Below are 25,553 nucleotides of genomic sequence, written 5' to 3'. Positions count from 1 at the left end.
ACAGTACAAAACAGGATTATCAACTATAGCTGTACAGCTATAGTAGGACGAGACATATTTTTTTGCATTCATTTACAGAGTGTATGTATACTGTATGTATAGTGCTTGTATACTGGTTGTATACTTTCTATGTAAAAATATACAAACACCCTACATACATTAAACATAGGATATACATACTGACTGCATAAAACAGTCTTAACATTCGCGGTATTTTCTCAATGCTTTCAACAACTACTTTTTCCTTGTTTTAAAACACACACTCCTATTGCCTACTTATAAGAGTAAAAACTAATTTTATAATAACATAAACAGCCTAATCGTCTTTTTAAAGTATATTTGCCTTTTGTAAAAAACAGATTCACTTTGAGATACTTTTTAGAATTCGCTTATAACGGAACTCATTATCACGGTTGGCAACTACAACCGAATACTAAAACGGTACAAGAAACGCTTACTCACGCTATTTCTACCTTACTTCGCACACCTATTGAGCTGGTGGGGGCTGGAAGAACAGATGCTGGGGTTCACGCAAAACAGATGTATGCACATTTTGATTTTGACGAGCCTTTTGAAAAAGCGACTTTGGTTCAAAAAATGAATTCTTTTTTACCTGAAGATATTGTTGTTTTTGACATTCATACCGTTGCTGAGGATGCACACGCTCGTTTTGATGCTACTGCTCGTACGTATGAATACCATATGCATTTGTTTAAAGATGCTTTTTCTAACGATTTAAGCTTTTATCACTTCAGACCATTAAACGTTGGGTTGATGAATGAAGCGGCTAAAATCTTATTTGAATATGAAGACTTCGAGTGCTTTTCTAAAACGCATACGGATGTTTTCACATTCAACTGTACGATTTACAAAGCAGAATGGGAAGTAAAAGACAACAATAAATTAGTGTTTACTGTTTCTGCAAACCGCTTCTTGCGAAATATGGTGCGTGCAATAGTAGGTACATTAATTAATGTTGGTCTGGAAAAAATTACGCTTGACGATTTTAGAAAAATCATCGAAAGCAAAAACAGAGGAAACGCAGGGTTTTCAGTTCCCGGAAAGGGACTATTTTTAACTAAAGTAAGTTATCCTTATTTATGAAACGAATTAAATCTATATCACTACAAAAAATATTAAACTTCGCTAAGCCTTATAAAAAGCGATTTAATTGGGTAGTGGTATTTGCTATAACTTTATCCATCTTTGCTGCTATACGCCCGTATATGCTAAAGCTAACAGTGGATGAGTATGTACAGAAACAAGACAAAATGGGATTACTTCTTTATGTAGGACTAATGGGTATTGTCTTATTATTAGAAGTGTCTTCTCAATTTTTCTTTACTTATTGGGCTAACTGGTTAGGACAAGACATTGTTAAGGACATCAGAGAAAAATTGTTTGATAAAATCATCAGTTTTAGAATGCGCTATTTTGACAATGAACCTGTTGGTAAATTAGTAACGCGTTCGGTGTCTGATATTGAGTCTATCGCAAGTATTTTTAGTCAAGGACTTTTTATGATTGTCAGTGACTTACTTAAGATGTTTGTGGTGCTTTGTATTATGTTCTATATGAACTGGAAATTGAGCTGTATCGTATTAGTTGCAATGCCAATATTACTTTATGCAACTCGCGTATTCCAGTTAAAAATGAAAACCGCTTTCCAAGAAGTACGTACGCAGATTTCTAACCTAAATACTTTTGTTCAAGAGCGATTGACAGGAATGAAAATTGTTCAATTGTTTTCAAGAGAGAATATAGAATACGAGAAGTTTAAAGAAATCAACCAACGACACAATCAAGCTTGGTTGAAAAACATTATGTACAACTCGATTTTCTTCCCTATTGCTGATATTGTATCATCGCTAACCTTAGGGTTTGTTATTTGGTACGGAGGAATGTCGATTGTGAATGGTGATAACTTAACCACGTTTGGAGATTTGTTTGCTTACACAATGTTGATTACAATGCTTTTTAACCCATTGCGTCAAATTGCGGATAAGTTTAACGTAATGCAAATGGGAATTATTGCAGCGGAACGCGTGTTTGAAGAACTTGAACTGGACGAGGTTATTGAGGATAAAGGTACGCTTATTGCTCCGCAGTTTAAAGGACATATTTTAATGAAAGATGTGCGATTTAGCTATATTCCTGAAGTGGAAATTTTAAAGGGTATTAACTTAGAAATTGAAGCTGGAAAAACAATTGCTATTGTCGGGTCTTCTGGAGCAGGAAAGTCAACAATCATCAACTTATTAAACCGCTTTTACGATATTAATAGTGGTTCTATCAAGATTGATGGTACAGATATAAACGAGTTTAAACTGGATTCGCTACGAAAACAAATTGCTGTGGTACTACAAGATGTTTTCTTGTTTAGTGATAGTATTTTTAACAATATTACGTTACACAATCCTAATATTAGTAGAGCGGATGTAATTAAAGCAGCGAAAACAATCGGTATTCACAACTTCATTGAAAGTTTACCAGGTGGATATGATTACAACGTGAAAGAAAGAGGAGTTATGTTGTCATCAGGACAAAGACAGCTTATTGCTTTTTTACGTGCTTATGTAAGTAACCCAAGTATTTTGATATTAGATGAGGCTACTTCTTCTATTGATACACATTCAGAAGAATTACTTCAAAACGCTACTGATTACTTAACAAAAGGGCGTACATCAATTATCATTGCCCACCGTTTGGCTACCATTGTCAATGCAGATCAAATCATTGTTATGGACAAAGGTCAGATTGTTGAAAAAGGAACGCATAAAGAACTCCTTGAATTAGAAAATGGGTATTATAAAAACCTATATGAATCGCAATTTAAAATTGCAGAAGGAGCTTAAAAATATGAATTGAGGGAAGATGTTATCTTCCCTCTTTTTTTTGTTTAAAAAATGGCTTTCCCTTACAATTAGTGAATTTATTACAACTATTAAGTGTTATAGTTAAGCTATCTTAAAGTGATTTTATACTTACTAAGAGATTAGACAGACTACAGAACCTGCATATTTACTGCCAAGTTTTTTAATGGATTGGTAAAAAATAAGTGTATTTTCTGACAATAATAAATTGTTAGACGACAAAATACTAATCCCCCTTCACAATTCATTAAAGAACAGCTGACCAACTTTTCAATCCGAAAGTTTCAAGTAAGAAAATAAATGATTATTTTCGTAGCATAAAATATAGAAATATATACATATGAAATTCGATATTATTGTTTTAGGAAGTGGCCCTGGAGGTTACGTGACTGCGATCAGAGCATCTCAATTAGGCTTTAAAGTTGCGGTAGTTGAAAAAGAAAACTTAGGAGGTATCTGTTTAAACTGGGGATGTATCCCTACGAAAGCACTTCTAAAATCTGCCCAAGTATTTGAATACCTTAAACACGCTTCTGATTACGGATTGACTATCAATGGTGAAGTAGACAAGGATTTCAATGCTGTTGTTGCACGTTCTCGTAATGTTGCAGAAGGAATGAGCAAAGGAGTTCAATTCTTAATGAAAAAGAATAAAATCGAAATCATCGATGGATTCGGAAAAGTAAAAGCTGGTAAAAAAGTTGACGTAACTGATAAAGATGGTAACGTAACTGAAATATCTGCTGATCATATTATCATCGCTACTGGTGCGCGTTCAAGAGAATTACCAAACTTACCACAAGATGGTAAAAAAGTAATTGGATACCGCCAAGCAATGACTTTACCTCAACAACCTAAGAAAATGATTGTTGTTGGTTCTGGTGCAATTGGAGTTGAATTTGCTTACTTCTACAATGCAATGGGTACTGATGTAACTATTGTAGAGTTTATGCCAAATATTGTTCCTGTTGAAGACGAAGATATCTCTAAACAATTTGAGCGTTCTTTGAAAAAAGCAGGTATCAAAATTATGACTAACGCTTCTGTAGAAAAAGTTGATACTACTGGTGAAGGAGTAAAAGCTACTGTGAAAACAGCTAAAGGAGAAGAAATCATTGAAGCAGACATCGTATTATCTGCTGTTGGTATCAAATCTAACATTGAAAACATCGGATTAGAAGAAGTTGGTATCGCTACTGATAGAGATAAAATCTTAGTAAACGATTTCTACCAAACTAATATCCCTGGATACTATGCAATTGGAGACGTTGTTCCTGGACAAGCGTTAGCACACGTTGCTTCTGCTGAAGGAATCTTATGTGTTGAGAAAATTGCTGGTCACCACGTTGAACCATTAGACTACGGAAATATCCCTGGATGTACTTACGCTACTCCTGAGATTGCTTCTGTTGGTATGACTGAGAAAAAAGCTAAAGAAGCTGGTTATGATATCAAAGTTGGTAAATTCCCATTCTCTGCTTCTGGTAAAGCAAAAGCTGCTGGTACTCCTGACGGATTCGTAAAAGTTATCTTTGATGCTAAATACGGAGAGTGGTTAGGTTGTCATATGATCGGAGCTGGTGTTACTGATATGATTGCTGAAGCAGTTGTAGCACGTAAATTAGAAACTACAGGATACGAAATCTTGAAAGCGGTTCACCCTCACCCTACAATGAGTGAAGCAGTGATGGAAGCTGTTGCTGAAGCTTACGGTGAAGTTATTCACTTATAAGATTAAATATCAACAATATAGAAAAGCCTGTCAAAATTTTGACAGGCTTTTTTTATTCCCTATATTTATTTTTATTAACTATAAAAACACCACGTAATGAAACGTTCAAGTGCAAATTTTTACAGGACAATACTGTTTTTAGTATTTGTCGTCGGACTGATTTTATTGATCAAGAGTATCGATACCTATATATTTACACAGTCTTTTGAACTTTTATCTTTCTTAACGCCACTACTATTCCTTTCTGTAGGAGTATGGGGTAGTAAGAAATTAACCCAACTTAAGAAATAGTCATTTTCTTCCCGTAAATTTCTATTGCTTAATTCCTAACATTAGAATAACGACATGATGGTTTTATCAAACAAAGAAGGTCATTTATTGCTAAATGACCTTCTCTTATTTAAACTCATTATTTATCTATTTTTTATATAACAACTCTCCTTTTTTCCTCTTTCCTTTTGATAAATAAACAGGTAAAATACTTCATTAAAAAAGCAATAATATATCCATAAAAAAATGCCTTACTCTAATTTAATTAGAATAAGACATCTTTTATATTATTTAAAAAAGGATAAACAAACTGCTAAATAGCAAGATGAATACTCCTATAAAACTTAATCCTTTTAGTTTATCTACTTTGTTTTTCCATAGTGAATGTCCCCATATAAATGGCAGTACAGTAATTGATATTAGAAGTGGCAGCCATAATATTTCATATACTGCACCAATTAATGCGTTACCATATATACCTTCTTCTTGTAACAGAGATAAACTAACTATTATACTAAACAATATAATGGTTATAAAACTGTAAATAGATAATAAACGATTTGTCATAATTACCACTCTTTATAAAATAAAGATAGTACTAATTATAATATAAAGATAGTACTAATTATAATATATATTAAATACCTAAGTAATTACTTGGAGTAATATTTTTTAATTCATTTTTAATATCTTCTGAAACAGCAAGCGTTTCGATGAAATTGTGAATAGACTCTTTGTTAATTACTGCATTAGTACGCGTTAAATCTTTTAATGCCTCATACGGATTAGGATAAGCTTCTCTTCTTAGAATAGTCTGAATAGCTTCTGCCACTACAGCCCAGTTATTTTCTAAGTCTTGCTCAAACTTCTCAGCATTCAACAATAACTTATTTAATCCTTTTAACGTAGATTCAAAAGCAATTAATGTATGTCCTAATGGCACACCAATATTACGCAACACTGTACTATCTGTTAAGTCACGTTGTAAACGCGATAAAGGCAATTTAGCCGATAAATGTTCAAATATAGCGTTAGCAATACCTAAGTTTCCTTCTGAGTTTTCAAAGTCAATAGGATTCACTTTATGTGGCATTGCAGAAGAACCAATTTCACCAGCTTTAATCTTCTGTTTGAAGTACTCCATAGAAACATATGTCCACACATCTCTATCTAAGTCCATAAGTATCGTATTAATGCGTTTTAACGCATCAAAGAACGCTGCAAAATGGTCATAGTGCTCAATCTGTGTTGTAGGGAACGAATGTTTTAACCCTAATGTTAATTCAACGAAGTCAGTTCCAAACTGTTTCCAATCGTGTCCTGGGTAAGCAACATTATGTGCGTTAAAGTTACCTGTAGCCCCACCAAACTTAGCTGCGAAAGGAACATTGTTTAACAAGCGTAACTGCTCTTCTAAACGAACAACAAATACGTCAAACTCTTTACCTAATCTTGTAGGAGAAGCAGGTTGTCCGTGTGTACGTGCTAACATAGGAACGTCTTTCCACTCAACGCTTAACTCTTTCAACTTGTTTACTACCTTAACGAAAAGTGGCATATAAACATCGTGAAAAGCTTCTTTCGTCATTAACGGAATAGCCGTATTATTAATATCTTGAGAAGTAAGTCCAAAGTGAATAAACTCTTTGTATTCCTCAAGCTTAAGTTGATCAAAGGCATTTTTGATAAAGTATTCAACTGCCTTAACATCGTGGTTAGTCGTTTTTTCAATCTCCTTAATCCACAAAGCGTCTTCTGTACTAAACTCTTGGTATAGCTTACGCAATTCAGGAAATACATCTGAAGATACTCCTGCTAATTGAGGAACGTTATGCTCACACAACGCTATAAAATATTCCACCTCAACTAAAACACGGTATTTAATAAGTGCTTCTTCTGAAAAGTAATTCGCAAGTCCAACTGTCTTGTTTCTGTAACGCCCATCTATTGGGGAAATAGCGTTTAATTCTGTTAACATAATTTAGAATGTGTTGTTAAAAAACAAAGATAAACCATTAACTACAAAATATAAAAATATGGCATAAAAAAAGATAGCTTTTTACGGCTATCTTTTGAAAATTATTTAGACCACTCTTTTATAGCGTCTTTGTTTATCTTAATGTAATCTAAGTTATTAGCTTTTTCTGCTAACGCTAAAGCAAGCTTAGCTGTTTCTACTGCGGCTACTTTATCTCCTGATTTTGCTTGAATCTGAGATTTCAAACGAACAAAGTAATAAGGCACTTTATCTCCTGATTTCTGTATTGCTGCATCTACCCATTCTAACGCTTTTTTAAGGTCTTTTCCTGTTAAGTAGTAGTATTCTGCTGCCGCATAATAATCTACAACCTTAGGGCCAGAAAAAGTCTCCTCTATTGTTTCCATTGCCAATTGATCAGTTGGAACAGTAAAGCGAATAGGTACAATTACTTTTTCCCACATTATCTCTAAATCAGCATAATCTATATTCACATTATTTACAGCAATTGTCAGTGTTTCAAATTTGCGATCAGAACCAATTGCTTTTACTTTAGTTGACAGAGCTACTTTGCTTTCATCCCATTTTTCAGGCAATCCCCAATTGTTTGTATCTGCGTAAAAGATGATTTCCCACTCCTCTACTTTTGGAATACTATACAAGGCATAAGAACCTTTTTTCAATGTTTTACCACCAATAACAACATCATTACCAAAGGTAACAACAGTGTTCATATTTGCTCCGGTTCTCCAAAGTCTTCCATAAGGAACCAAATCACCAAAAACTAAACGCCCACGCATATTAGGTCTTGAATAATCTATATTTACATCTGTTAACCCAACTACTTGGTGAATCTCTGATTTTGTACTGGTAGGTGGAGTGTGTACCTGTGCATTTGTGCACAAAGCAAACAATCCAAAAGCGATTGCAACTAAACTTCTTTTCATTTTATAACAATTTTTCTGATTTTTCCTTTTCCTCTTCCCTTCACTATCTACACGTGAAATCAAGTATTGTAAATACAATATTTCCCTTGTAGTTAATGATTAGCATACCTAAGTATAGCTATCAAATGTATTGACTTATATCTTAATATTTTCTCAAAATGCAAAGTTTTATTTACGTAATAACACAAAAAAAGCCGAGTGAAATAATCACTCGGCTTTGTACTTAACTAATTGATAAGTTTTATTTTACTTTCTGAACTCCGCTCTCTAACCAAGCTTTGTAGTCATCTACATCTGGTGTATATCCTACTGCTTCAGTTAATCGGTTTTCTTTACTATCTAAAATAATATAGTATGGTTGCGCATTAGCGTGGTAATTCTTCATTTGGAAATCACTCCATTTATTACCAATCGTCTTAATTTTCTTACCTGTTGTCTCAGAAATATACTGCTCATTTTCAGGTAGCTCCTTTTTGTCGTCAACATAAAGTGAAATCAAAACAACTTCATTTTTAAGAATTGACAATACTGATGGATCTGACCATACGTAGTCTTCCATTTTACGACAGTTAACACAAGCAAATCCTGTAAAGTCTAATAAAATAGGCTTGTTTACTGATTGTGCATAAGCTACTCCTTTTTCGTAATCTGTAAAAGCAACGATATCGTGTGCTCCTAATTTAGCTCCATCTGGCAATACACCTACTGCATCACCACCTGCTGAACCACCTTTTCCTCCAACTCCATACGGACTTTCACTGTACGTCATTGGTGGCGGGAAACCTGAAATAATCTTTAATGGTGCTCCCCATAATCCAGGTACTAAATAAATAGTAAACGTAGTTACTAAAAGAGCCATAAATAATCTTCCGACAGAAATACTATCTGTTGGACTATCGTGAGGTAATTTAATTTTTCCTAATAAGTACAATGCCCAAGCACCAAAAATAGCAATCCAAATAGCTAAGAATACTTCTCTTTCTAACCAATGCGCTTGTAATACTAAGTCTGCATTTGATAAGAATTTAAAAGCTAAAGCTAACTCTAAGAAACCTAATGATACTTTTACCGTGTTTAACCATCCTCCAGAACGAGGCATTGAGTTTAACCACCCTGGGAACATTGCAAATAACATAAATGGTAAAGCTAATGCCAATGAGAAACCTAACATCCCAACAATAGGTGCTATTCCTCCTTTAGACGCTGCTTCTACCAATAAAGTTCCTACAATAGGTCCTGTACAAGAAAACGACACAATAGCCAAAGCTAAAGCCATAAATAGGATACCAATAATACCACCTCTATCTGCTTGTGAATCTACTTTATTCGCCCAAGAGTTAGGTAACATAATTTCAAATGCTCCTAAGAAAGACGTAGCAAATACCACTAATAACAAGAAGAAAATCACATTAAAATAAACGTTAGTTGATAACGCATTTAATGAATCCGCTCCAAATATGGCAGTAACAATTGTTCCTAATATTACATAAATAAAAATAATAGACAATCCGTAGATAATCGCATTCTTAATCCCTTTAGCACGTGTTTTACTTTGTTTTGTAAAGAAACTAACCGTCATAGGAATCATAGGGAATACACAAGGTGTAAGTAAAGCTGCAAAACCAGAGAAGAACGCAAGAATAAAGATTGTAAACAATCCTCTTTTCTCTTCTTTCTTATTTGTAACTACTGCTCCATCTGTTTCACTTGTAGCACTATCTTTCGATTCTGTTGCTGAAGTTTTTGTAGCGTATTCTTCAAAGTTTTTAACCTCAACAGAAGTTAAAGTCTTTAAGTCAAAAACAAATAAATTACTTTGACTGATACATACTTCTTCACAAACTTGGTATGCTAATTCAACTTGTACATTTGGTGTATCTTGATTTGTCAACTTGATATCCTGAACCAATTTTACTGGTCCTACAAAATAAGTTTCATCAACATCAAAAATATCGTTGAACGTTGTTTTTGTTTCACTCTCTTTTGCCGCTCCTACTAACTCATAATTTCCCTCTTGGTTGTTATAAATAAACTCTGTAGGTAGTGGTCCTCCATCTGGAGTGTGCTGAGAATACATATGCCATCCCTCTTGAATAACACCATCCCAAGTGATAGTGTATTCTGTGTCAGACTTCTTCTCGATTTTAGTTTGCCATTTCGCAGGGTTTGCAATCTGTGCTTGCATTGACACAAATGACACTAAAAAAAGTAGCAAATAAGCTAATTTTCTCATAAAATAACTTGAATTTTAAAAATGTTTGTAGTTGTATTTTTTATCTTAAATCGTTCATCCATTCGACTTCCAATAATCCATACAATTTTATCTTCTGAGCATAAAAGATAGGTATTTTCTTTATCTATCAGACTAAACTTCTCGTCTTTAAAGAACTTACTTACTTTTTTACTGCCCTTCATCCCAAAAGGAATAAATTTATCTCCACTTCTGTATTTTCGAATAGATAAAGGAAACTTTAAAGCATCTCCATCCACATAAATTACAGAACTATCGCTTTTTAATTCTTTTTCTTCATAAGGTGTTATACTAATCTTTAGTGGTTCGGTTAATGTTTGTTTTGGTTCTAAAAAATATATTTGTTCTTTATTCTCTTCTTTATCTGCTAAACGTTGTAAAATAAGTTCATCTCTATTCTTAAGCAACATATGCGTTGGTGAATAAACTACTTTACCTGATGTAGCATCTAATAAGTTTTCTATATCGCTCCAAGCTGTAAATCCGTAAGGCTGTAACCAGCGATATAAATAAGCTATAGGCGAAGATAATTCTTTTAGCGCTAAAATATCAATAATCAACTGATTGTCTATGCTTTTAACTATTTTTTCAAAGTATAAACGACTTGCATCTTCACTTAAATCAAATGTTTGCTGTAAGTAATCAATTGTTTTTTGAAACGAATTTGCAAACTGATCATTAGTCTCTTTTACTAAAGGCAATATGTTTTGTCTGATTTTATTACGAAGATATTTTGTCTGAGCATTTGTATAATCTTCTCGCCAAGTAATCTTATTTTCTTCAGCGTAATTAACTATCTGCTCTCTTGTAAATGGCAATAATGGACGTCTGATATAATCATTCTTAGCAGGTATTCCCAACAATCCTTCAATACCTGTTCCTCTTGATAAATTGATTAAAAACGTTTCCATAGAATCATCTAAGTGATGAGCTGTTAACAAGTATTTATACTCCCCTTTTGCAATGAGGGATTTAAACCAATCATACCTCAACTCTCTGGCAGCAATTTGAATAGATATCTTATTCTCCTCAGCGTATTGTTCTGTTTGAAACTCCGCTACAAAAACGGGAATATCTAATTGTTTTCCCAATTGCTCTACAAAAGCCTGATCATCTATACTATCTTGTTTACGCAAGTGGAAATTGCAATGTGCTATTGCAACATTTAGTTTTAGTTGATGACATAGGTGTACTAAAACGACACTGTCTATCCCACCACTAACGGCAAGTAACAATGGTTTTTCTACTAATTCTTGAAAATTACTTTCAATATGTACTTTAAGTTGACTTAACATTTTAATCTAAAGTCACCAAAGTAAATAAATAAATTCGGAAAGAGAAATGAATTTAGTGTGTTTTTACGAAGACAAGGGCTTTTTTAAGATACTATTATACTTCTTCCATTACCACTTACTTAAATGCAATAGAACTTAGGTGAAATAAATATCCTTTACTTTACAATCAAAAGTATATACCTAATTTAAAAAATAAAAAAAGGAACCAACTCTCGTTGATTCCTTCTGTATTATATTTCTCCTTTGTTTCCAAGATTAGATGCTTGTGCGTATGTTTTCCATTTTGCGATACACTCTTGCATATCTTCAGGAATTTCAGTTTCAAATCGCATAAACTCTTTTGTTATTGGATGTTCAAAACCTAATGTTCTTGCGTGTAGTGCCTGTCTTGGTAAAACGCTAAAACAATTATCTACAAACTGTTTGTACTTCGTAAATGTAGTTCCTTTCAAAATAAGGTTTCCTCCATAACGTTCATCGTTAAACAAGGTATGTCCAATAGACTTCATATGTACACGAATCTGGTGAGTACGTCCTGTTTCTAATCGACAAGAAACTAAAGTAACATATCCTAAACGCTCAATTACCTTATAATGCGTAACTGCCCATTTTCCCATAGTTTCGTCGTCAAAAGCAGCCATTTGCATTCTGTCTTTAACGTGGCGACCGATATAGCTTTCAATTACTCCCTCATCTTCTTCAACATTTCCCCATACCATTGCCATATACTCACGCTCCGTAGTTTTTGCAGCAAACTGTTTTTGCAATTCAGTCATTGCCCACTCTGTTTTTGCAACTACTAAAAGTCCTGTTGTATCTTTGTCAATACGGTGTACTAATCCTGGACGTTCACTACTATTTAAAGGTAGATTATCAAAATGGTAAGCCAATGCATTTACCAATGTCCCTGTGTAATTACCGTGTCCTGGATGAACTACAAGTCCTGCTGGTTTATTAATAACTAAAACAGCGTCATCTTCATAAACTATATCTAACGGAATATCCTCTGGTATGATGATGTTTTCAAATGGTGGTTGTTTCATCAACACACGTACAACGTCCATTGACTTCACTTTGTGATTTGATTTAACAGGTACATCATTCACAAAAATATTTCCATTTGCAGCAGCTTGTTGGATTTTGTTTCTCGTAGCATTTTCTACTAAGTTCATTAAAAACTTATCTACTCTAAGAGGAGCTTGTCCTTTTCCTGCTTCAAATCTAAAATGTTCATATAATTCTCCATCTAAATCATCGAACGCTTCAATATTACCTTCTTGCATATATCTTTCTTATATCTTTCTTAATCAATCTCTGGTGCTACGTCTAATTCTTCTTGTGTATAAGCTGCTCTACCATCTCCTAAAACAAAGTCAACTCGAGAATTTTTAGACACTTTATCTCCTTTTTTCAACACTTTACCATTTTGAGTCACTCTCAAGACTACATCTTTTCCTATAAATGTTTCATAAGAAATAGTCCCCTCTTTTAACCCTAACGATTTAATAGTTGCTAAAACTTGTCTGTACGTTAACTTTTCAAATTCTGGTAAAATCACTTTTCCATAACCTGCTGCGTTAATCTTTACATATATTTTTCTATTCTCTTTTACATCCGTATTTGGTTCTGGATCTTGTTCAAGAATAGTTAAAGGAGGAAAATCTCTATCGTAATCTAACGTATCAAGTACAACCATACGCAAACTGTTTTTCTCTAAAACCTGGATTGCTTGGTCTGTATCCAACTTTAAAATTGATGGTACAGCAATACGTTGCCCGTGATTTGTTGTTTTCTCTAACCATTTAAGAGCTAAAAATACTCCAGCTACAAGCATAACTACTGCAGCGATTAGAGAAATAAAAAAAGCCTTGCTTTTTAAAAAACCAAATAATTTCATATCTATTTATTTTGGGCAAAGATATAAAATCGAAAACATTTTTTGTTTCTATGTTTTGTTATAAATTTGTTTTACCCAAAGTACCCTATAATTTTCTCTCTCGAGAAATAAAACTAATTAAAAATGAAGCATGTAGCTATTATCATGGGAGGTTATTCAAGCGAATATAAAATCTCATTAGTAAGTGGAAAAGTTGTCTTTGATAATTTAGATAGAAATAAATACATCCCATACGCAATTCACATTCTGAAAGACAAATGGGTCTATGTTGATGAAAACAATGCCGAATTTCCAATTGATAAAAATGATTTTTCTGTTCAATACAATGGAAACAAGATTTCATTTGATGTTGTATTCAACGCAATACACGGTACTCCAGGAGAAGATGGCTTAATGCAAGCTTACTTCAATTTAATTGGTATGCCTCATACTTCTTGTGATTATTATCAAGCTGCTTTAACAATGAATAAACGAGATATGCTATCTGTTGTAAAACCTTATGGTATTAAAACAGCAATCTCTTATTATTTGAATGAAGGAGATGTTATTGATACAGAAGCTATCATTCAACGCGTAGGATTACCTTGTTTTGTTAAACCTAATCGCTCTGGTTCAAGCTTTGGTATCTCTAAGGCTAAGAATACAGAAGAGTTGTTACAAGCCATTGAAACAGCTTATAAAGAAGACAATGAAATTATTATTGAAAGTTTCTTAAATGGTACTGAAGTTTCTGTTGGTGTGATCAATTACCAAGGAGAAATAATTGTTTTACCAATTACAGAAATTGTTTCAGAAAACGACTTCTTTGATTACGAAGCTAAATATTTAGGAAAATCTCAAGAGATTACTCCTGCACGAATTGACGAAGCTACAAAAGCTAAAATAGAAGATATCGCTTCTCGTATTTATAAAATCTTGAAAATGGAAGGATTCTCTCGCAGTGAATTTATCATTGTAGACGGCGTTCCTTTCTTATTAGAAATGAATACTGTTCCAGGTTTGACAAATGAAAGTATCTTACCTCAACAAGCGAAACAAGCGAATATCTCTTTATCTGATTTGTTTGGCAACGCAATTGTTTTAGCTTTGCAAAAGGCACAATAATTATTAACTATGAGAAGAGCAGTTTTTCCTGGTTCATTTGATCCTATTACAAATGGGCACTATGACATTATAAACAGAGCATTACCTTTGTTTGATGAGATTATAGTTGCAATAGGAGTTAATTCTGATAAAAAGTATATGTTTTCTCTTGAAGAAAGAAAGCGTTTTATAGAAAAAACTTTTAAAGACGAACCTAAAATAAAAGTAACCACTTATGAAGGGCTAACAACAGACTATTGTTTTGAAGTTAATGCTCAATTTATTTTAAGAGGACTTAGAAACCCTGCTGATTTTGAATTTGAAAAAGCGATTGCTCATACAAATCGTTTTCTTTCTAAAATAGAAACTGTCTTTTTGCTTACTGCTGCAAGCACTTCTTTTATCAGTTCAAGTATCGTACGCGACGTTATAAGAAATAAAGGAGACTATTCTAAATTAGTTCCAGAACCAGTTAAGTTTTAAATATAAAAAAATCCGTTCTATGATAGAACGGATTTTTTTATATGTATTTTTCTTATTTGTGGAATACAAGAACCTTATTTATTTCAAGACTCCTGCCTCGTCAATCAATAATTTAATATTCTCATACGAATTATTCATTGCCTCTCTAATTTGCTCTTTGTTTAACCACACAGCTTTTTCAATTCCTTCTTCCAACTGTCCAACTGGAGTTCCTTCGAAATCAGTTTTCATCTCATACCAAGTTGTTATTTTTAACTTGTACTTGCCATTACGTTTAAAGATATGGTAGGTTTTAGGTAGTTTACGCACTATCTCTAATCCGTTTACTCCTGTCTCCTCTTCCACTTCGCGAATAGCAGTTTCTTCCATTTCTTCGTTCTTTTCAATTCCTCCTTTAGGTAAATCCCATTTACCACTGCGAAGAATAAAAAGAATCTCTCCTTTTGAATTATATACCAATCCACCTCCAGCTTTTTGCACAGGAATCTTATCTTTTATCTTTTTTAAGATTTGTTTTTCATTTGGATGGTATAAAAAAGCCTTATCAATTTTATTTTGAAAATATTTAATGATAATTTTGTCAATATCGACACTATCTAATAAGAACAATTGAAAATCGGTTTCTTTCTCGATTTTATCTGTTAGAAACAAAGGTTTGTCGTTTACAAAAACTTTATACATTTGTATTATGATTTTTAATAAAGAAACAGCACACAAGACGGCCGAATTACTTCTGCAAATTAACGCAATTAAATTAAATCCTAAAAATCCTTTTACTTGGGCTTCTGGATGGAAATCACCAATTTATTGCGACAACCGTATTACTCTATCATTTCCAGAGATTCGTAAATTCTTAAAACAAGAGTTTGCTAACAACATTATCAGCAAATATGGGAAACCAGATGTTATCGCTGGTGTTGCTACAGGAGCTATTGGAATTGGTTTATTAGTTGCGGAAGCACTTGACTTACCTTTTGTTTATGTAAGACCTGAGCCTAAAAAACACGGTAGACAAAACCAGATTGAAGGACAACTTGAACCTGGAAAAAGCGTTATCGTAATTGAAGACTTAATCAGTACTGGAAAAAGTAGCTTACAAGCAGTGGAAGCTCTTAAAGAAAACGGAGCGAATATCTTAGGTATGGCCGCTATCTTTACTTACGAATTCCAAGTAGCTGAAGATAATTTCAAAAATGCAGGAATTGAATTAACTACATTGAGCAATTATTCTTCTTTATTAGAAAATGCAGTGAATCAAAAATACATCTCTGATACTGACTTAGATACTCTTCAAGAGTGGAGAAAGAATCCATCAGAATGGAATCAATAATAATTGACTAAAAACTAATCTCTATGAACTTAGAAAGCACTAAAGTTACAGTTCCTCAATCTGCTGAATATATTTTCAACGCCTTAAACGACGTGAAAAACTTTGAAAAATTAATGCCTGACTCAATTGCAAAATTTGAAGTAACAGGAGATGATTCTTTCATATTCGCATTAAAAGGAATGCCGGAAATTAAACTTAAAAAGAAAGAGCAAACACCTCATTCTAAAATAGTTTTAGGAGCTGCAAGTGATAAACTTCCTTTCACACTTACAGGAAATATCACAGAAGTTGATGCTAATAATACTGAAATTCAACTTCAGTTTGAAGGAAGCTTCAACCCAATGATGGCGATGATGGTAAAAGGACCTATCGGTAAATTCATTGAAGCTTTAGCTGGAAATATGAATAAATTATAATAAAAAAGCCCGATTAAATAATCGGGCTTTTTTTATTTCTTTAATTCCACTTTATACTCTAATAAAGCAGGATTCTCCATCAACTCTGTAAGCGAAAAGGTTTTGGTAAATGACTTACCATCGCTACTAATTTCAGCATCTTCATAAGACACTTTCTTAATTGGCTTATCAAAATTCACTATAATCTTATAAGTAAAGAACCCTTCCATTCCTCCTGCTTCTTTTGGTTCTTCTTCTTTCTTAGTTTTTAAATTTACTTTGCGTTCAAACGTATTTTTCTTAAAACTAAATACCGCATCATCTAAAAACATTGGACTACTTCCCATTTGATTATTCTGCTTAGAACTATTCAATGCAGCTGTTTTCTCTTCTATCTTTTGTAAACTACTGATTGTTTTATTAAGTTCCTCAACTCCTTTAGCTTTAAACTTAAATGTTATATCACCAATGCTATCATTCAAGGTAGCTTTCAATCGTATCTTCTTAGTTGTCTCAAAAAAATCAGCATCTACTTTCATAATACTGTCTTTCTTTACTTCTGGATTCTTTTCATTTATCAACGATAAATCTAATAACTCCTCTAATGATAACTCCTTTCCATTAATCATACCTACAAACCCATCAGCCCCTTTTGTTACTGATTTTAACTCACCTGCAGATTGTAATAACTCTGAGAAGTTTATACTATAATTAAACTCAAACTCTTCGTTTGAATTTACATTCATTTCTTCTTTCATTACACATGATTGAAAAAATAACCCTATACCAATGAACATTAAATAAATCTTCTTCATTTTTGTTTTTTTTCAAAGATATTAATTATTACAAGTAAATAAAGTCCTTTCAATAATCAAATCAATAAAATAGCGGCTATCCCCTTTTACAAAAGACCTTGTATTTTAAACTTTTGACAATCCATTTAAAACAAAAACGGGTGGCTAATACAATTAACCACCCGTTTTATTTTATTTGAGAAACATTCCTATTTATACTAACTCAGCACTTAATCCTGCATCTAAAAGTTGCAAACATTGTGCTTGAAGCTTTTTAAACTCTCCTGTTTTCACTGTACATTTTCCTTTATAATGAACTAAAATAGCACATTGTTCCGCTTGTTCAGATGTATGTTTACAAACTTTTACAAGCGTTTCTATCACATGATCAAATGTATTAACATCATCATTATACAGCACAATCTCAGTATTGTTATTCAACAATTCTGAAATATCAACCTTCTCTTGAACTTGTTCTTGTGTACTCATTTTTAACTCTTTTAATATTCTAAAAAACTATGCTTTAACGAATTTCAAAGATACCCAATTATTTTTTTCTAATTGTTTTTCAAATGACAAACCTAATCCTTCTGCACATTTTTGAATAGCAGAAACATCTTCAGTATAGAATCCACTAAAGTAAATTGCTCCTCCTTCTGTTAGACAAGCAATGTATTTATCCATATCATTTAATAAGATATTACGATTGATATTAGCTAAAATAACATCGTAAACAGGCTCTCCTTTTAAGATTGAAGCATCTCCTTCAAATACATTGATATTCTCACAATTATTGCGTTGCGCATTCTCCATTGAATTGATATAACACCAATTATCAATGTCAATTGCATCTACTTGTGTTGCTCCACGCATTGACGCTAAAATTGCTAAAATTGCAGTACCACATCCCATATCTAATACGCGTTTTCCTTGCATATCATTTGTTAAGATTTGGCGAATCATCATAAATGTAGTTTCGTGATGTCCCGTTCCAAAACTCATCTTAGGTTCGATTACAATATCAAACTCCGCTTCTGTTTTTGCGTGAAAAGGTGCACGTACATAACAAACACCATCTACATCAATCGGGTCAAAATTCTTTTCCCATTCCTCATTCCAATTTACTTGTGCAATCTCTTCTTTGCGATAAGTAATTGTAAATTGATCTGATTGAAGAATAAAAATATCCTCTAAAATATCTGGAGTCCACAAGCTTTTTTGAACATAAGCACTTACTCCTGTTGCTGTCTCTTCAAAGCTTTCGAACGCCTTTTCTCCTAACTCAGCAATTAGAATTTCTGTTCCTACTTCTTTAGGGTCTACATTAAAGTGATAGGCAATATATACCATATATTATTGTTGTTATTTATTAACTATTTGATAACATTAAGTTTACCTTGAATTAAAAATTAAAACTTAACTATGTGCAAAACTAATGCTATTTTTGCATTATAATACAATACTCTATGAAAAAGCTTTTACTAGCGCTATTACTTGGGTTTCCTTTACTGGTTTCAGCCCAAGATAAAACAACAGAACACGAAGCCAGGCCTAATGATATTAAACTTGAACAATTACCTTATTACAGTTATGGTAAAGGGATTGGTATGACTTCTCCTGATAGTATTTTTAAATTAAATCTGCGTTTTAGGATGCAGAATAGAATTACAGCTTATAGCAATCAAGATGAAAAAGCAACGTTTGCAGGTGAAATTAGACGACTGCGTTTACGTTTTGATGGTTATGTAGGTAACCCTAAATTCTTATATGTTGTGCAACTTTCTTTTGCGCCTGGAGATGTGGGGAAATCAGAGAACGGAGATCCACCAAAAATCATTCGTGATGCTGCAATGACTTATCGTCCTAATGAACACTGGAACTTCATTTTTGGACAAACTAAACTTCCTGGTAACAGACAACGTACCAACTCTTCTGGTGCTTTACAATTAACAGACCGCTCTATCAATAATGCTAAATTTAACTTAGATAGAGACTTTGGTGTACAAGCTTATTACTTAAACGAGAAAAAAGACGACTTCGGTTATATCCTTAAAACAGCTATTTCAACTGGACATGGAAGAAACTGGACAGGTAAAGAAAGTGATAGTTACGCTTTAACGGGTCGTGTTGAACTTTATCCTTTTGGTAAGTTTGCTAAAGGTGGGGCTTTCTTTGAAGGAGACCTTGCTCGTGAAGTAAAACCTAAATTAATGCTTGCTGGTACATTCTCTCACAATAATAATGCGCAAGCTTCACAAGGACAATTAGGTAATAAACTATTACAAGACAAATCGTTTAACTCTGTTTTTGCTGATGGTATATTTAAGTATAATGGTTGGGCAGGAATGGTATCATATATGAGCCGTTCTCTTGACGATGCTATTTCTTATGAAACACCAGGTGATTTAAGTAAAGACTACGCTTACGTATTTGCAGGACATGGTTTAGATTATCAATTGAGTTATTTGTTTCCAAGTAACTACGAGTTAATTGGACGTGTTTCTACACAAACAATGAAGAAACAGTTATATGAACAATTAAATCTTCCTAATACAACGCAGTTTACTTTAGGGGCTACTAAGTATTTATGGGAACACGCATTTAAAATTCAAGCAGAATTTACTTATGAACGCTTAGATATCATTAATAATCCCGTAAAGAACAACTGGTATTTTAGAATGCAGTTTGAAATGGGAATATAACATCAATATAGTTTAAGTACCCAAACAACTTATACGCTAAAAAACTATATTACAACAACTTATAAACCTACTATTACTTTCAAATTCAGTTATAATTGTCTAATTTTGAAATAAAATTCAAATAAATTTAGAAGTTATGAAAAAATCGATTGTAGTAGTAGGTTTACTTTTTGCTTTTTCACTGTACAGCTGTGGTAAAAAGAACGAAACTGAAAATGTTACTGTAGAACAAACAGAAACACAAGAAACAGTTGCAACAGAAAGCAAGGAATTTAGAGTTATCGAACAAGAAAAAATTGATAATCTTAATAATGCATTAGCTGAGAATAAAGCGGAAACTATTGAAGCTGTTATGCAAGAATACCAACCAGAAGATACTGGAGCAGAAGGAAAATATTCTTATGTAATTACAAAAGCTAATACAGATAAAGAAAACGTAACTTTACTTACATTAGTGGAAGATGGTCGTATGGACGATTCTATTAAAGCTATAAAAGTTACTATGGAAGTTGAAACTATTGATGGAAACTTCAAAGTATTATCTATTCAAGAAAGTTACCAATGTTACCAAAACAGAGGACACGAAGATTGGTCAGCAGAATTCTGTAGCTAACACATTAATAAAGGAAATATCCTAAAAAAGAAAACGCCAAGTAATACTTGGCGTTTTTTTTTATTCAGCTTGAGCTCCTTCTGCTCCTTTTGCTTCATCTTCTCTTTTTCCAATGTTCATATTTGGAAATTTCTTTTGAATCGATTTCAATGCAAATTCATTAATCTCATTCATCGCTTCTGGTGAAGGTAATTTCATAGTCTCAGCATTGTGTTTCAATACTTCTTCTAATAAAATTTGTGTTCTTAATAATTGAAAGTTTAAGTCAATTATTTCACCAGCTACATCAATGTCTCCTAATTTCATCCTTGTTTATTTTAATTTATTAATTCTTCTTGATAGAAATCAAATTTAACAAACTATTCCAAAACTAAAACTATTTAAACACTATTCTTTGAAAAAATAACTCAACTCTTGTCTCAAATTATATCTTGATGACATTACTTCTCCATATGCACCTGCTGATCTAATACCGATTAAGTCTCCACGCTGTAATTTTGGCAACAAAACATCTTTGCCAAAACAATCACTACTCTCACAAATAGGACCAACTACATCGTACTTTGTAACTGCTTTATCTTCTTCTTGTTCAATAAATTTATCAGACAATAATTCTACTTTATGATATGCTTGATATAACGCTGGTCTCAACAATTCCGTCATACCTGCATCTAAAATGGCGAAATTCTTTTTTATTCCCTCTTTTATATATAATACACGACTAACCAATGTGCCGCAATTGGCTACAAGTGATCTCCCCAATTCAAAGTGCACTTGTTGATTTTCTCTCAAATCTAAAAACTCGTGAAACAAGTAAAAGAAATTAGAGAAATTCACAATAGCTTCTTCATCAGGTTCAGCATAGTTAATCCCTAATCCCCCTCCTAAATTTAGAATAGGAATATGATATCCTCTTTCATAAAACCACGTATTCCACTCGTTTACTTTTATACATAGTCGCTTATAAACATTTAAGTCTGTTATTTGTGACCCAACGTGAAAGTGAAGACCTACAAGCTCTAAAAAACTATTCTCTGAAATTATATCAACACAAGTCTGTAGTTGATGCATCATTATTCCAAACTTATTCTCGTCTAATCCCGTAGTAATATAATGGTGCGTTTTGGCATCTACATTGGGGTTGATACGCAAAGCAATTCTTCCAACTAATTGATGTTCTTTCGCCAAATCTCCGATAACGCGTAGTTCTTCTACCGACTCTACATTAAAAGACAAAATACCGTTTTGTAATCCTGTTAAAATCTCTCTGTCTGTTTTACCAACTCCTGCAAAAACAACTTCTTCTGCTTTAAACCCATTGTCTATTGCTCGCTCAATTTCATAGCCACTTACACAGTCTGCACCAAGTCCAAACTTACTTATTTCTTGAAGTACACGCGGATTATTGTTTGCTTTAATAGCATAATGAATGTGATATCCATATCTATCAGCCGCATTTTTAGCAACTGATATTGTCTCTCTTAACAAAGGTAAGTTGTAGTAATACAATGGCGTATTTTCATCTGCCAACTTACTGATAATTTCTTTTGTCATAGCCTATTATTTCCTATTAAAACAATCTATTATGTAGTGATCTCAATGCTTCTAATTTATGTTTAGCTGGTACAAGTAGTGATATATTATGCTCACTTCCTCCATACGAAATCATACGAATTGGAATATGTTTTACAGCTTCAGAAACAATCGTAGCGTGTCCTAACTTATTATTTCTAAAATCCCCTACTATACAAATAATCGCTAAATCACTATCCACCTCAACACTTCCAAAATAATTTAACTCAGTGATGATTTCATCTAAATACTGCGTTTGATCTATAGTTAAAGACACTGCAACTTCAGACGTTGTAATCATATCGATAGGTGTTTTATATCGCTCAAAAACTTCAAATACACGTCTTAAAAAACCATAAGCTAATAGCATACGTGATGAGTTAATTCGAATAGCGGTAATACCATCTTTTGCAGCAATAGCTACAATTTGGTCATCATTTTGTGAATTACCAGAAATTAAGGTACCCGGTGCTTTTAAGTCCATCGTGTCTAATAATCGCACAGGAACATTAAAACGTTGTGCTGGAAATACGCTCTGAGGATGTAGAATCTTTGCTCCAAAATAAGCTAACTCTGCAGCCTCTTCAAAACTAAGTTCTGCAATCGGTTTAGTATTCGGTACAAAGCGAGGATCATTATTGTGAAAACCATCAATATCTGTCCATATTTGAATTTCTTCAACCTGTAACACAGCACCAATTAAAGACGCTGTATAATCAGAACCTCCACGTCTTAAGTTATCTATTTCACCAAAAGCATTGCGACAAATATATCCTTGTGTGATAAACAATGTTTCTTTTGGATATTTACCAAGCTCTGCTTCAAGCTGACTTTTAATATATTCTAAATTAGGCTCTTGTTCTTCGTCAATACGCATAAAATCTAATGCAGCTAACAAAACAGAACTAATCCCTTTTTCTTTTAAATAAAAATGAAATAAAGTAGTTGATAAAAGCTCTCCTTGAGCCAGTACAATTCGCTCTTCCATTGAAGTAAACAAATCATTACTAAAACCTTCTAACAAACTAAAGTGGTGATTAATTACTTCTTCACCAGCTTGTAATCCGTCTTCTGTTTTAAATAATTGCTTTATGAAAGTTTTATATGTAGCAAATAATTTATCAATAGACTCCTTAGCCCCTTCTTTATCCCCCTTAGCATATAGTTCTGAAATATTAACTAATGCGTTTGTAGTACCAGAAACAGCAGATAAAACAACTAAGTGCTTATCACTCGCCTGGGATTTGATAATTGGCAACAACTGCTCCATTCTCTCTGGACTTCCGACTGAAGTCCCTCCAAATTTTAAAACTTTCATAAAAATTAATTTGTTAATGACTAAACGAATAAAAAAAGGGGCTTGTCGTGATGACAAGCCCCTTCGTATATCTCAAAATTTATACCATAGGAAAGCTGCTCACGATTTTTTACGTAAGTACTGTTTCTTTCCCTTCTTTATAACTGATATAAACATTTTCTCTTTTTTATCTCTCACAAATATAAATACTTTATTCAATAATCAACCACAATCAATTCATTTTAAACAAAAAAAGATAAAATCAATCTGACTTTATCTTTTTTGACAATTATAAAAAAACCGATACTAACTAAAATTTTCACAATATCATCACTGATATCTCTTATAATTAAAGTGCCTTTAAACACTCTCTTTTTCTGCTCTTCTATCTGCTTCTGAAGCCGACTCTGCTTTTCCAAATTTCCAATAAGAATAAGCATTCAACTCTTCTTTTGTCCATTCACATTCTTTTCTCAAAAAGTTTCTCAACATTTTTACGGTACTAAACTCTGCAGCAACATAGCTAAACCTTGACGGATTAACTTCTATTGATTTTACAAACTCAATCACGTTCTCTGCCAATACAGAATTCTGTCCTGGCGTTGGATTAACAATCCACTGAATATTTACTTCTGCTTGTGAACTTAACTGCTGTATATCCTCTTCACTTTGTACTTCTATAAAAGCATCAACGTTTACTCCTTTTGGCAAGCTTTCTAAAATTGCCCCTAAAACAGGAATAGCCGTTGCATCACCTACTAACAAATACCAATCTACTACAGGATACAATTCACTTGCATCACCTCCCATTGCAACGCCTATCTCATCTCCTATAGCTGCATTAATTGCAAAATTAGAAGCTGGTCCTTCATCTCCGTGTGCCACAAAGTCAATATATAATTCCTTTTTTTCTAAATCTATTCCCCTATGCGTATATGTACGTACAGTTGGTTTAATTGCCACATCCATCGGTGCCCACTCTCTCTTTTCAAAATCAAATTCAGGTAAATGAACACGCTCACATCCCTTTGGTGCAATAAAAATTTTGTTGTTTACACCAACTGTTGCATTTTTAAATACCTCAACATCATCTCCTCCTACAGTTAGTCTAACATAGTGTGGTGTTATATATTCTCTATTTTTTAATACAAATACCTTACGTTGTATATTCGTTTTCTTTGACATCTATAATTTCTTATATATTAATACCTATTTCAGATAATTGAATCGGTACATACCTCAAAGATATTACTTTATTTAGAATAATTATAAACTACTTTGGTTTATACTATGTTAAATCTTTCCACCTCGCTCGTTATCAGATGTATTAAAATTATTATAAGAAAATGTAAAAAAGCACTTTAAACCAAAAAATGTTTCTCCTCTCATTGATTAATTTCTATTTTTGCTAAAAATATATTAAGACATGCTAATTATAGGAATAGCCGGTGGAACTGGAAGTGGTAAAACAACAGTAGTTCACCAAATTATGAATGAATTACCCGAAACTGAAGTAGGCGTTATATCACAAGATTCATACTACAAAGCAACCGACAATCTATCTTTAGAAGAGCGTACTTTAATCAACTTTGATCACCCAAGATCTATTGATTTTGAATTATTAGTAAAGCATTTAAAAGAATTAAAAGAAGGAAATAGTATTAATCAACCTGTTTATTCTTTTGTAAAACACAACCGAACTGACGATTATGTTCTTACTCACCCGAGAAAAGTAATGATTGTAGAAGGGATTTTAATTTTATGTCACCCAGAACTTAGAGATATGTGTGATATTAAAATTTTTGTTCATGCTGACTCTGATGAGCGTTTAATTAGACGTCTTAAAAGAGATATAGCAGACAGAGGACGTGATATGATCGAAGTTTTAAGTCGTTACCAAAACACCTTAAAACCTATGCACGATCAGTTTATTGAGCCTTCTAAGGCCTATGCGGACATCATTATTCCTAATGATACTTATAACACTGTAGCAATCGATATCGTGCGTACAGTTATTAACGAAAAAATCGGTTAATCACCT

25 protein-coding genes are annotated in these 25,553 nt (G+C 33.0%); 10 read left to right on the top strand and 15 right to left on the bottom strand.

Annotated features, from left to right (window positions below; genetic code table 11):
• The first annotated feature begins 366 nt into the window (after positions 1–366).
• From truA to lpdA, 3 genes are all read left to right on the top strand, one after another.
• Positions 367–1,104, top strand: coding sequence for a tRNA pseudouridine(38-40) synthase TruA (gene truA / locus AABL81_RS11740; protein WP_341341104.1), 738 nt, complete (start codon positions 367–369; stop codon positions 1,102–1,104).
• Complete coding sequence (locus AABL81_RS11735) at positions 1,101–2,855, top strand: ABC transporter ATP-binding protein (RefSeq protein ID WP_341341103.1); 1,755 nt, start codon at positions 1,101–1,103, stop codon at positions 2,853–2,855. Before truA ends, AABL81_RS11735 begins: the two co-directional genes overlap by 4 nt.
• 358 nt (positions 2,856–3,213) lie before the next feature.
• On the top strand, positions 3,214–4,605 hold the full coding sequence (gene lpdA / locus AABL81_RS11730) for a dihydrolipoyl dehydrogenase (RefSeq protein WP_158210258.1): 1,392 nt from the start codon (positions 3,214–3,216) through the stop codon (positions 4,603–4,605).
• 561 nt (positions 4,606–5,166) lie between these two features.
• On the opposite strand, the gene AABL81_RS11725 is transcribed toward lpdA, so the two are convergent.
• The 7 genes from AABL81_RS11725 to AABL81_RS11695 all read right to left on the bottom strand — a co-directional run bounded on the left by AABL81_RS11725 (position 5,167) and on the right by AABL81_RS11695 (position 13,243).
• Positions 5,167–5,442 (bottom strand): hypothetical protein, encoded by a 276-nt coding sequence (locus AABL81_RS11725; RefSeq protein WP_158210257.1) that lies wholly within the window; start codon positions 5,440–5,442, stop codon positions 5,167–5,169.
• Positions 5,443–5,512: 70 nt separating this feature from the next.
• Complete coding sequence (gene purB, locus AABL81_RS11720; RefSeq protein WP_341341102.1) at positions 5,513–6,853, bottom strand: adenylosuccinate lyase; 1,341 nt, start codon at positions 6,851–6,853, stop codon at positions 5,513–5,515.
• A gap of 101 nt (positions 6,854–6,954) precedes the next feature.
• Positions 6,955–7,800, bottom strand: a complete 846-nt coding sequence (locus tag AABL81_RS11715) for a DUF2911 domain-containing protein (RefSeq protein ID WP_158210256.1) — start codon at positions 7,798–7,800, stop codon at positions 6,955–6,957.
• 241 nt (positions 7,801–8,041) lie between these two features.
• A complete protein-coding gene (locus AABL81_RS11710; RefSeq protein ID WP_341341101.1) occupies positions 8,042–10,033 on the bottom strand; it encodes a protein-disulfide reductase DsbD family protein in 1,992 nt (663 codons plus the stop codon).
• Positions 10,030–11,346: a tRNA lysidine(34) synthetase TilS gene (gene tilS, locus AABL81_RS11705; RefSeq protein WP_341341100.1), complete on the bottom strand. Its 1,317-nt coding sequence runs from the start codon at positions 11,344–11,346 to the stop codon at positions 10,030–10,032. The genes AABL81_RS11710 and tilS overlap by 4 nt, the downstream gene beginning before the upstream one ends.
• 230 nt (positions 11,347–11,576) lie before the next feature.
• Entirely contained in the window at positions 11,577–12,629 is a 1,053-nt protein-coding gene (locus tag AABL81_RS11700; protein WP_158210253.1) for an RluA family pseudouridine synthase, read from the bottom strand.
• 20 nt (positions 12,630–12,649) lie between these two features.
• Complete coding sequence (locus AABL81_RS11695) at positions 12,650–13,243, bottom strand: PASTA domain-containing protein (protein WP_341341099.1); 594 nt, start codon at positions 13,241–13,243, stop codon at positions 12,650–12,652.
• A 123-nt stretch (positions 13,244–13,366) separates the two neighbouring features.
• On the opposite strand from AABL81_RS11695, the gene AABL81_RS11690 reads away from it, so the two are divergent.
• A complete protein-coding gene (locus AABL81_RS11690; RefSeq protein WP_090409245.1) occupies positions 13,367–14,347 on the top strand; it encodes a D-alanine--D-alanine ligase in 981 nt (326 codons plus the stop codon).
• A 9-nt stretch (positions 14,348–14,356) separates the two neighbouring features.
• On the top strand, positions 14,357–14,809 hold the full coding sequence (coaD, locus tag AABL81_RS11685) for a pantetheine-phosphate adenylyltransferase (RefSeq protein WP_158210251.1): 453 nt from the start codon (positions 14,357–14,359) through the stop codon (positions 14,807–14,809).
• Positions 14,810–14,887: 78 nt separating this feature from the next.
• Here the strand turns inward: coaD and AABL81_RS11680 are convergent, their stop codons facing one another.
• Positions 14,888–15,490, bottom strand: coding sequence for an NUDIX hydrolase (locus AABL81_RS11680; protein WP_158210250.1), 603 nt, complete (start codon positions 15,488–15,490; stop codon positions 14,888–14,890).
• 7 nt (positions 15,491–15,497) lie between these two features.
• On the opposite strand from AABL81_RS11680, the gene pyrE reads away from it, so the two are divergent.
• Both pyrE and AABL81_RS11670 read left to right on the top strand, forming a co-directional pair.
• A complete protein-coding gene (gene pyrE, locus AABL81_RS11675) occupies positions 15,498–16,139 on the top strand; it encodes an orotate phosphoribosyltransferase (protein WP_158210249.1) in 642 nt (213 codons plus the stop codon).
• 23 nt (positions 16,140–16,162) lie between these two features.
• The gene (locus AABL81_RS11670; protein ID WP_090410351.1) at positions 16,163–16,555 is read left to right on the top strand and encodes an orotate phosphoribosyltransferase; all 393 of its coding nucleotides are present in this window, start codon (positions 16,163–16,165) and stop codon (positions 16,553–16,555) included.
• Between the two features lie 32 nt (positions 16,556–16,587).
• Here the strand turns inward: AABL81_RS11670 and AABL81_RS11665 are convergent, their stop codons facing one another.
• The 3 genes from AABL81_RS11665 to prmA all read right to left on the bottom strand — a co-directional run bounded on the left by AABL81_RS11665 (position 16,588) and on the right by prmA (position 18,678).
• Entirely contained in the window at positions 16,588–17,349 is a 762-nt protein-coding gene (locus AABL81_RS11665) for a hypothetical protein (protein WP_158210248.1), read from the bottom strand.
• A 192-nt stretch (positions 17,350–17,541) separates the two neighbouring features.
• The gene (locus tag AABL81_RS11660) at positions 17,542–17,817 is read right to left on the bottom strand and encodes an ATP-dependent Clp protease adaptor ClpS (RefSeq protein ID WP_158210247.1); all 276 of its coding nucleotides are present in this window, start codon (positions 17,815–17,817) and stop codon (positions 17,542–17,544) included.
• 27 nt (positions 17,818–17,844) lie between these two features.
• A complete protein-coding gene (gene prmA, locus AABL81_RS11655; RefSeq protein WP_158210246.1) occupies positions 17,845–18,678 on the bottom strand; it encodes a 50S ribosomal protein L11 methyltransferase in 834 nt (277 codons plus the stop codon).
• A 116-nt stretch (positions 18,679–18,794) separates the two neighbouring features.
• On the opposite strand from prmA, the gene AABL81_RS11650 reads away from it, so the two are divergent.
• Positions 18,795–20,030, top strand: a complete 1,236-nt coding sequence (locus AABL81_RS11650) for a porin (protein ID WP_158210245.1) — start codon at positions 18,795–18,797, stop codon at positions 20,028–20,030.
• Positions 20,031–20,166: 136 nt separating this feature from the next.
• The gene (locus AABL81_RS11645; protein ID WP_158210244.1) at positions 20,167–20,643 is read left to right on the top strand and encodes a hypothetical protein; all 477 of its coding nucleotides are present in this window, start codon (positions 20,167–20,169) and stop codon (positions 20,641–20,643) included.
• Between the two features lie 60 nt (positions 20,644–20,703).
• On the opposite strand, the gene AABL81_RS11640 is transcribed toward AABL81_RS11645, so the two are convergent.
• The 4 genes from AABL81_RS11640 to AABL81_RS11625 form a co-directional block, all read right to left on the bottom strand.
• Positions 20,704–20,949 (bottom strand): hypothetical protein, encoded by a 246-nt coding sequence (locus AABL81_RS11640; RefSeq protein ID WP_158210243.1) that lies wholly within the window; start codon positions 20,947–20,949, stop codon positions 20,704–20,706.
• Positions 20,950–21,030: 81 nt separating this feature from the next.
• Positions 21,031–22,197, bottom strand: coding sequence for a diaminopimelate decarboxylase (lysA, locus tag AABL81_RS11635; RefSeq protein WP_158210242.1), 1,167 nt, complete (start codon positions 22,195–22,197; stop codon positions 21,031–21,033).
• Between the two features lie 16 nt (positions 22,198–22,213).
• Positions 22,214–23,533, bottom strand: coding sequence for an aspartate kinase (locus AABL81_RS11630; RefSeq protein WP_341341098.1), 1,320 nt, complete (start codon positions 23,531–23,533; stop codon positions 22,214–22,216).
• A gap of 339 nt (positions 23,534–23,872) precedes the next feature.
• Complete coding sequence (locus AABL81_RS11625) at positions 23,873–24,697, bottom strand: siderophore-interacting protein (RefSeq protein WP_341341097.1); 825 nt, start codon at positions 24,695–24,697, stop codon at positions 23,873–23,875.
• Positions 24,698–24,938: 241 nt separating this feature from the next.
• Here AABL81_RS11625 and udk point away from each other — a divergent pair, with 241 nt between their 5' ends.
• Positions 24,939–25,547 carry a uridine kinase gene (gene udk, locus AABL81_RS11620; protein ID WP_158210239.1) on the top strand — a complete coding sequence of 203 codons (609 nt, stop codon included), beginning with the start codon at positions 24,939–24,941 and terminating at the stop codon, positions 25,545–25,547.
• Positions 25,548–25,553: the final 6 nt, after the last annotated feature.

Source organism: Myroides sp. C1519 (assembly GCF_038039755.1).
Classification (GTDB): Bacteria; Bacteroidota; Bacteroidia; order Flavobacteriales; family Flavobacteriaceae; genus Flavobacterium; species Flavobacterium phaeum_A.
Note: the sequence above shows the minus strand (reverse complement) of the source record. Positions and strands in the feature narration are given on the sequence as shown.

Bases quoted from the DNA above. Each gene is read 5' to 3' on its own strand.
- AABL81_RS11735 (WP_341341103.1), top strand. From the start codon at position 1,101: ATGAAACGAATTAAATCTATATCACTACAAAAAATATTAAACTTCGCT.
- lpdA (WP_158210258.1), top strand. From the start codon at position 3,214: ATGAAATTCGATATTATTGTTTTAGGAAGTGGCCCTGGAGGTTACGTG.
- AABL81_RS11725 (WP_158210257.1), bottom strand. From the start codon at position 5,442: ATGACAAATCGTTTATTATCTATTTACAGTTTTATAACCATTATATTG.
- purB (WP_341341102.1), bottom strand. From the start codon at position 6,853: ATGTTAACAGAATTAAACGCTATTTCCCCAATAGATGGGCGTTACAGA.
- AABL81_RS11715 (WP_158210256.1), bottom strand. From the start codon at position 7,800: ATGAAAAGAAGTTTAGTTGCAATCGCTTTTGGATTGTTTGCTTTGTGC.
- AABL81_RS11710 (WP_341341101.1), bottom strand. From the start codon at position 10,033: ATGAGAAAATTAGCTTATTTGCTACTTTTTTTAGTGTCATTTGTGTCA.
- tilS (WP_341341100.1), bottom strand. From the start codon at position 11,346: ATGTTAAGTCAACTTAAAGTACATATTGAAAGTAATTTTCAAGAATTA.
- AABL81_RS11700 (WP_158210253.1), bottom strand. From the start codon at position 12,629: ATGCAAGAAGGTAATATTGAAGCGTTCGATGATTTAGATGGAGAATTA.
- AABL81_RS11695 (WP_341341099.1), bottom strand. From the start codon at position 13,243: ATGAAATTATTTGGTTTTTTAAAAAGCAAGGCTTTTTTTATTTCTCTA.
- AABL81_RS11690 (WP_090409245.1), top strand. From the start codon at position 13,367: ATGAAGCATGTAGCTATTATCATGGGAGGTTATTCAAGCGAATATAAA.
- coaD (WP_158210251.1), top strand. From the start codon at position 14,357: ATGAGAAGAGCAGTTTTTCCTGGTTCATTTGATCCTATTACAAATGGG.
- AABL81_RS11680 (WP_158210250.1), bottom strand. From the start codon at position 15,490: ATGTATAAAGTTTTTGTAAACGACAAACCTTTGTTTCTAACAGATAAA.
- pyrE (WP_158210249.1), top strand. From the start codon at position 15,498: ATGATTTTTAATAAAGAAACAGCACACAAGACGGCCGAATTACTTCTG.
- AABL81_RS11670 (WP_090410351.1), top strand. From the start codon at position 16,163: ATGAACTTAGAAAGCACTAAAGTTACAGTTCCTCAATCTGCTGAATAT.
- AABL81_RS11665 (WP_158210248.1), bottom strand. From the start codon at position 17,349: ATGAAGAAGATTTATTTAATGTTCATTGGTATAGGGTTATTTTTTCAA.
- AABL81_RS11660 (WP_158210247.1), bottom strand. From the start codon at position 17,817: ATGAGTACACAAGAACAAGTTCAAGAGAAGGTTGATATTTCAGAATTG.
- prmA (WP_158210246.1), bottom strand. From the start codon at position 18,678: ATGGTATATATTGCCTATCACTTTAATGTAGACCCTAAAGAAGTAGGA.
- AABL81_RS11650 (WP_158210245.1), top strand. From the start codon at position 18,795: ATGAAAAAGCTTTTACTAGCGCTATTACTTGGGTTTCCTTTACTGGTT.
- AABL81_RS11645 (WP_158210244.1), top strand. From the start codon at position 20,167: ATGAAAAAATCGATTGTAGTAGTAGGTTTACTTTTTGCTTTTTCACTG.
- AABL81_RS11640 (WP_158210243.1), bottom strand. From the start codon at position 20,949: ATGAAATTAGGAGACATTGATGTAGCTGGTGAAATAATTGACTTAAAC.
- lysA (WP_158210242.1), bottom strand. From the start codon at position 22,197: ATGACAAAAGAAATTATCAGTAAGTTGGCAGATGAAAATACGCCATTG.
- AABL81_RS11630 (WP_341341098.1), bottom strand. From the start codon at position 23,533: ATGAAAGTTTTAAAATTTGGAGGGACTTCAGTCGGAAGTCCAGAGAGA.
- AABL81_RS11625 (WP_341341097.1), bottom strand. From the start codon at position 24,697: ATGTCAAAGAAAACGAATATACAACGTAAGGTATTTGTATTAAAAAAT.
- udk (WP_158210239.1), top strand. From the start codon at position 24,939: ATGCTAATTATAGGAATAGCCGGTGGAACTGGAAGTGGTAAAACAACA.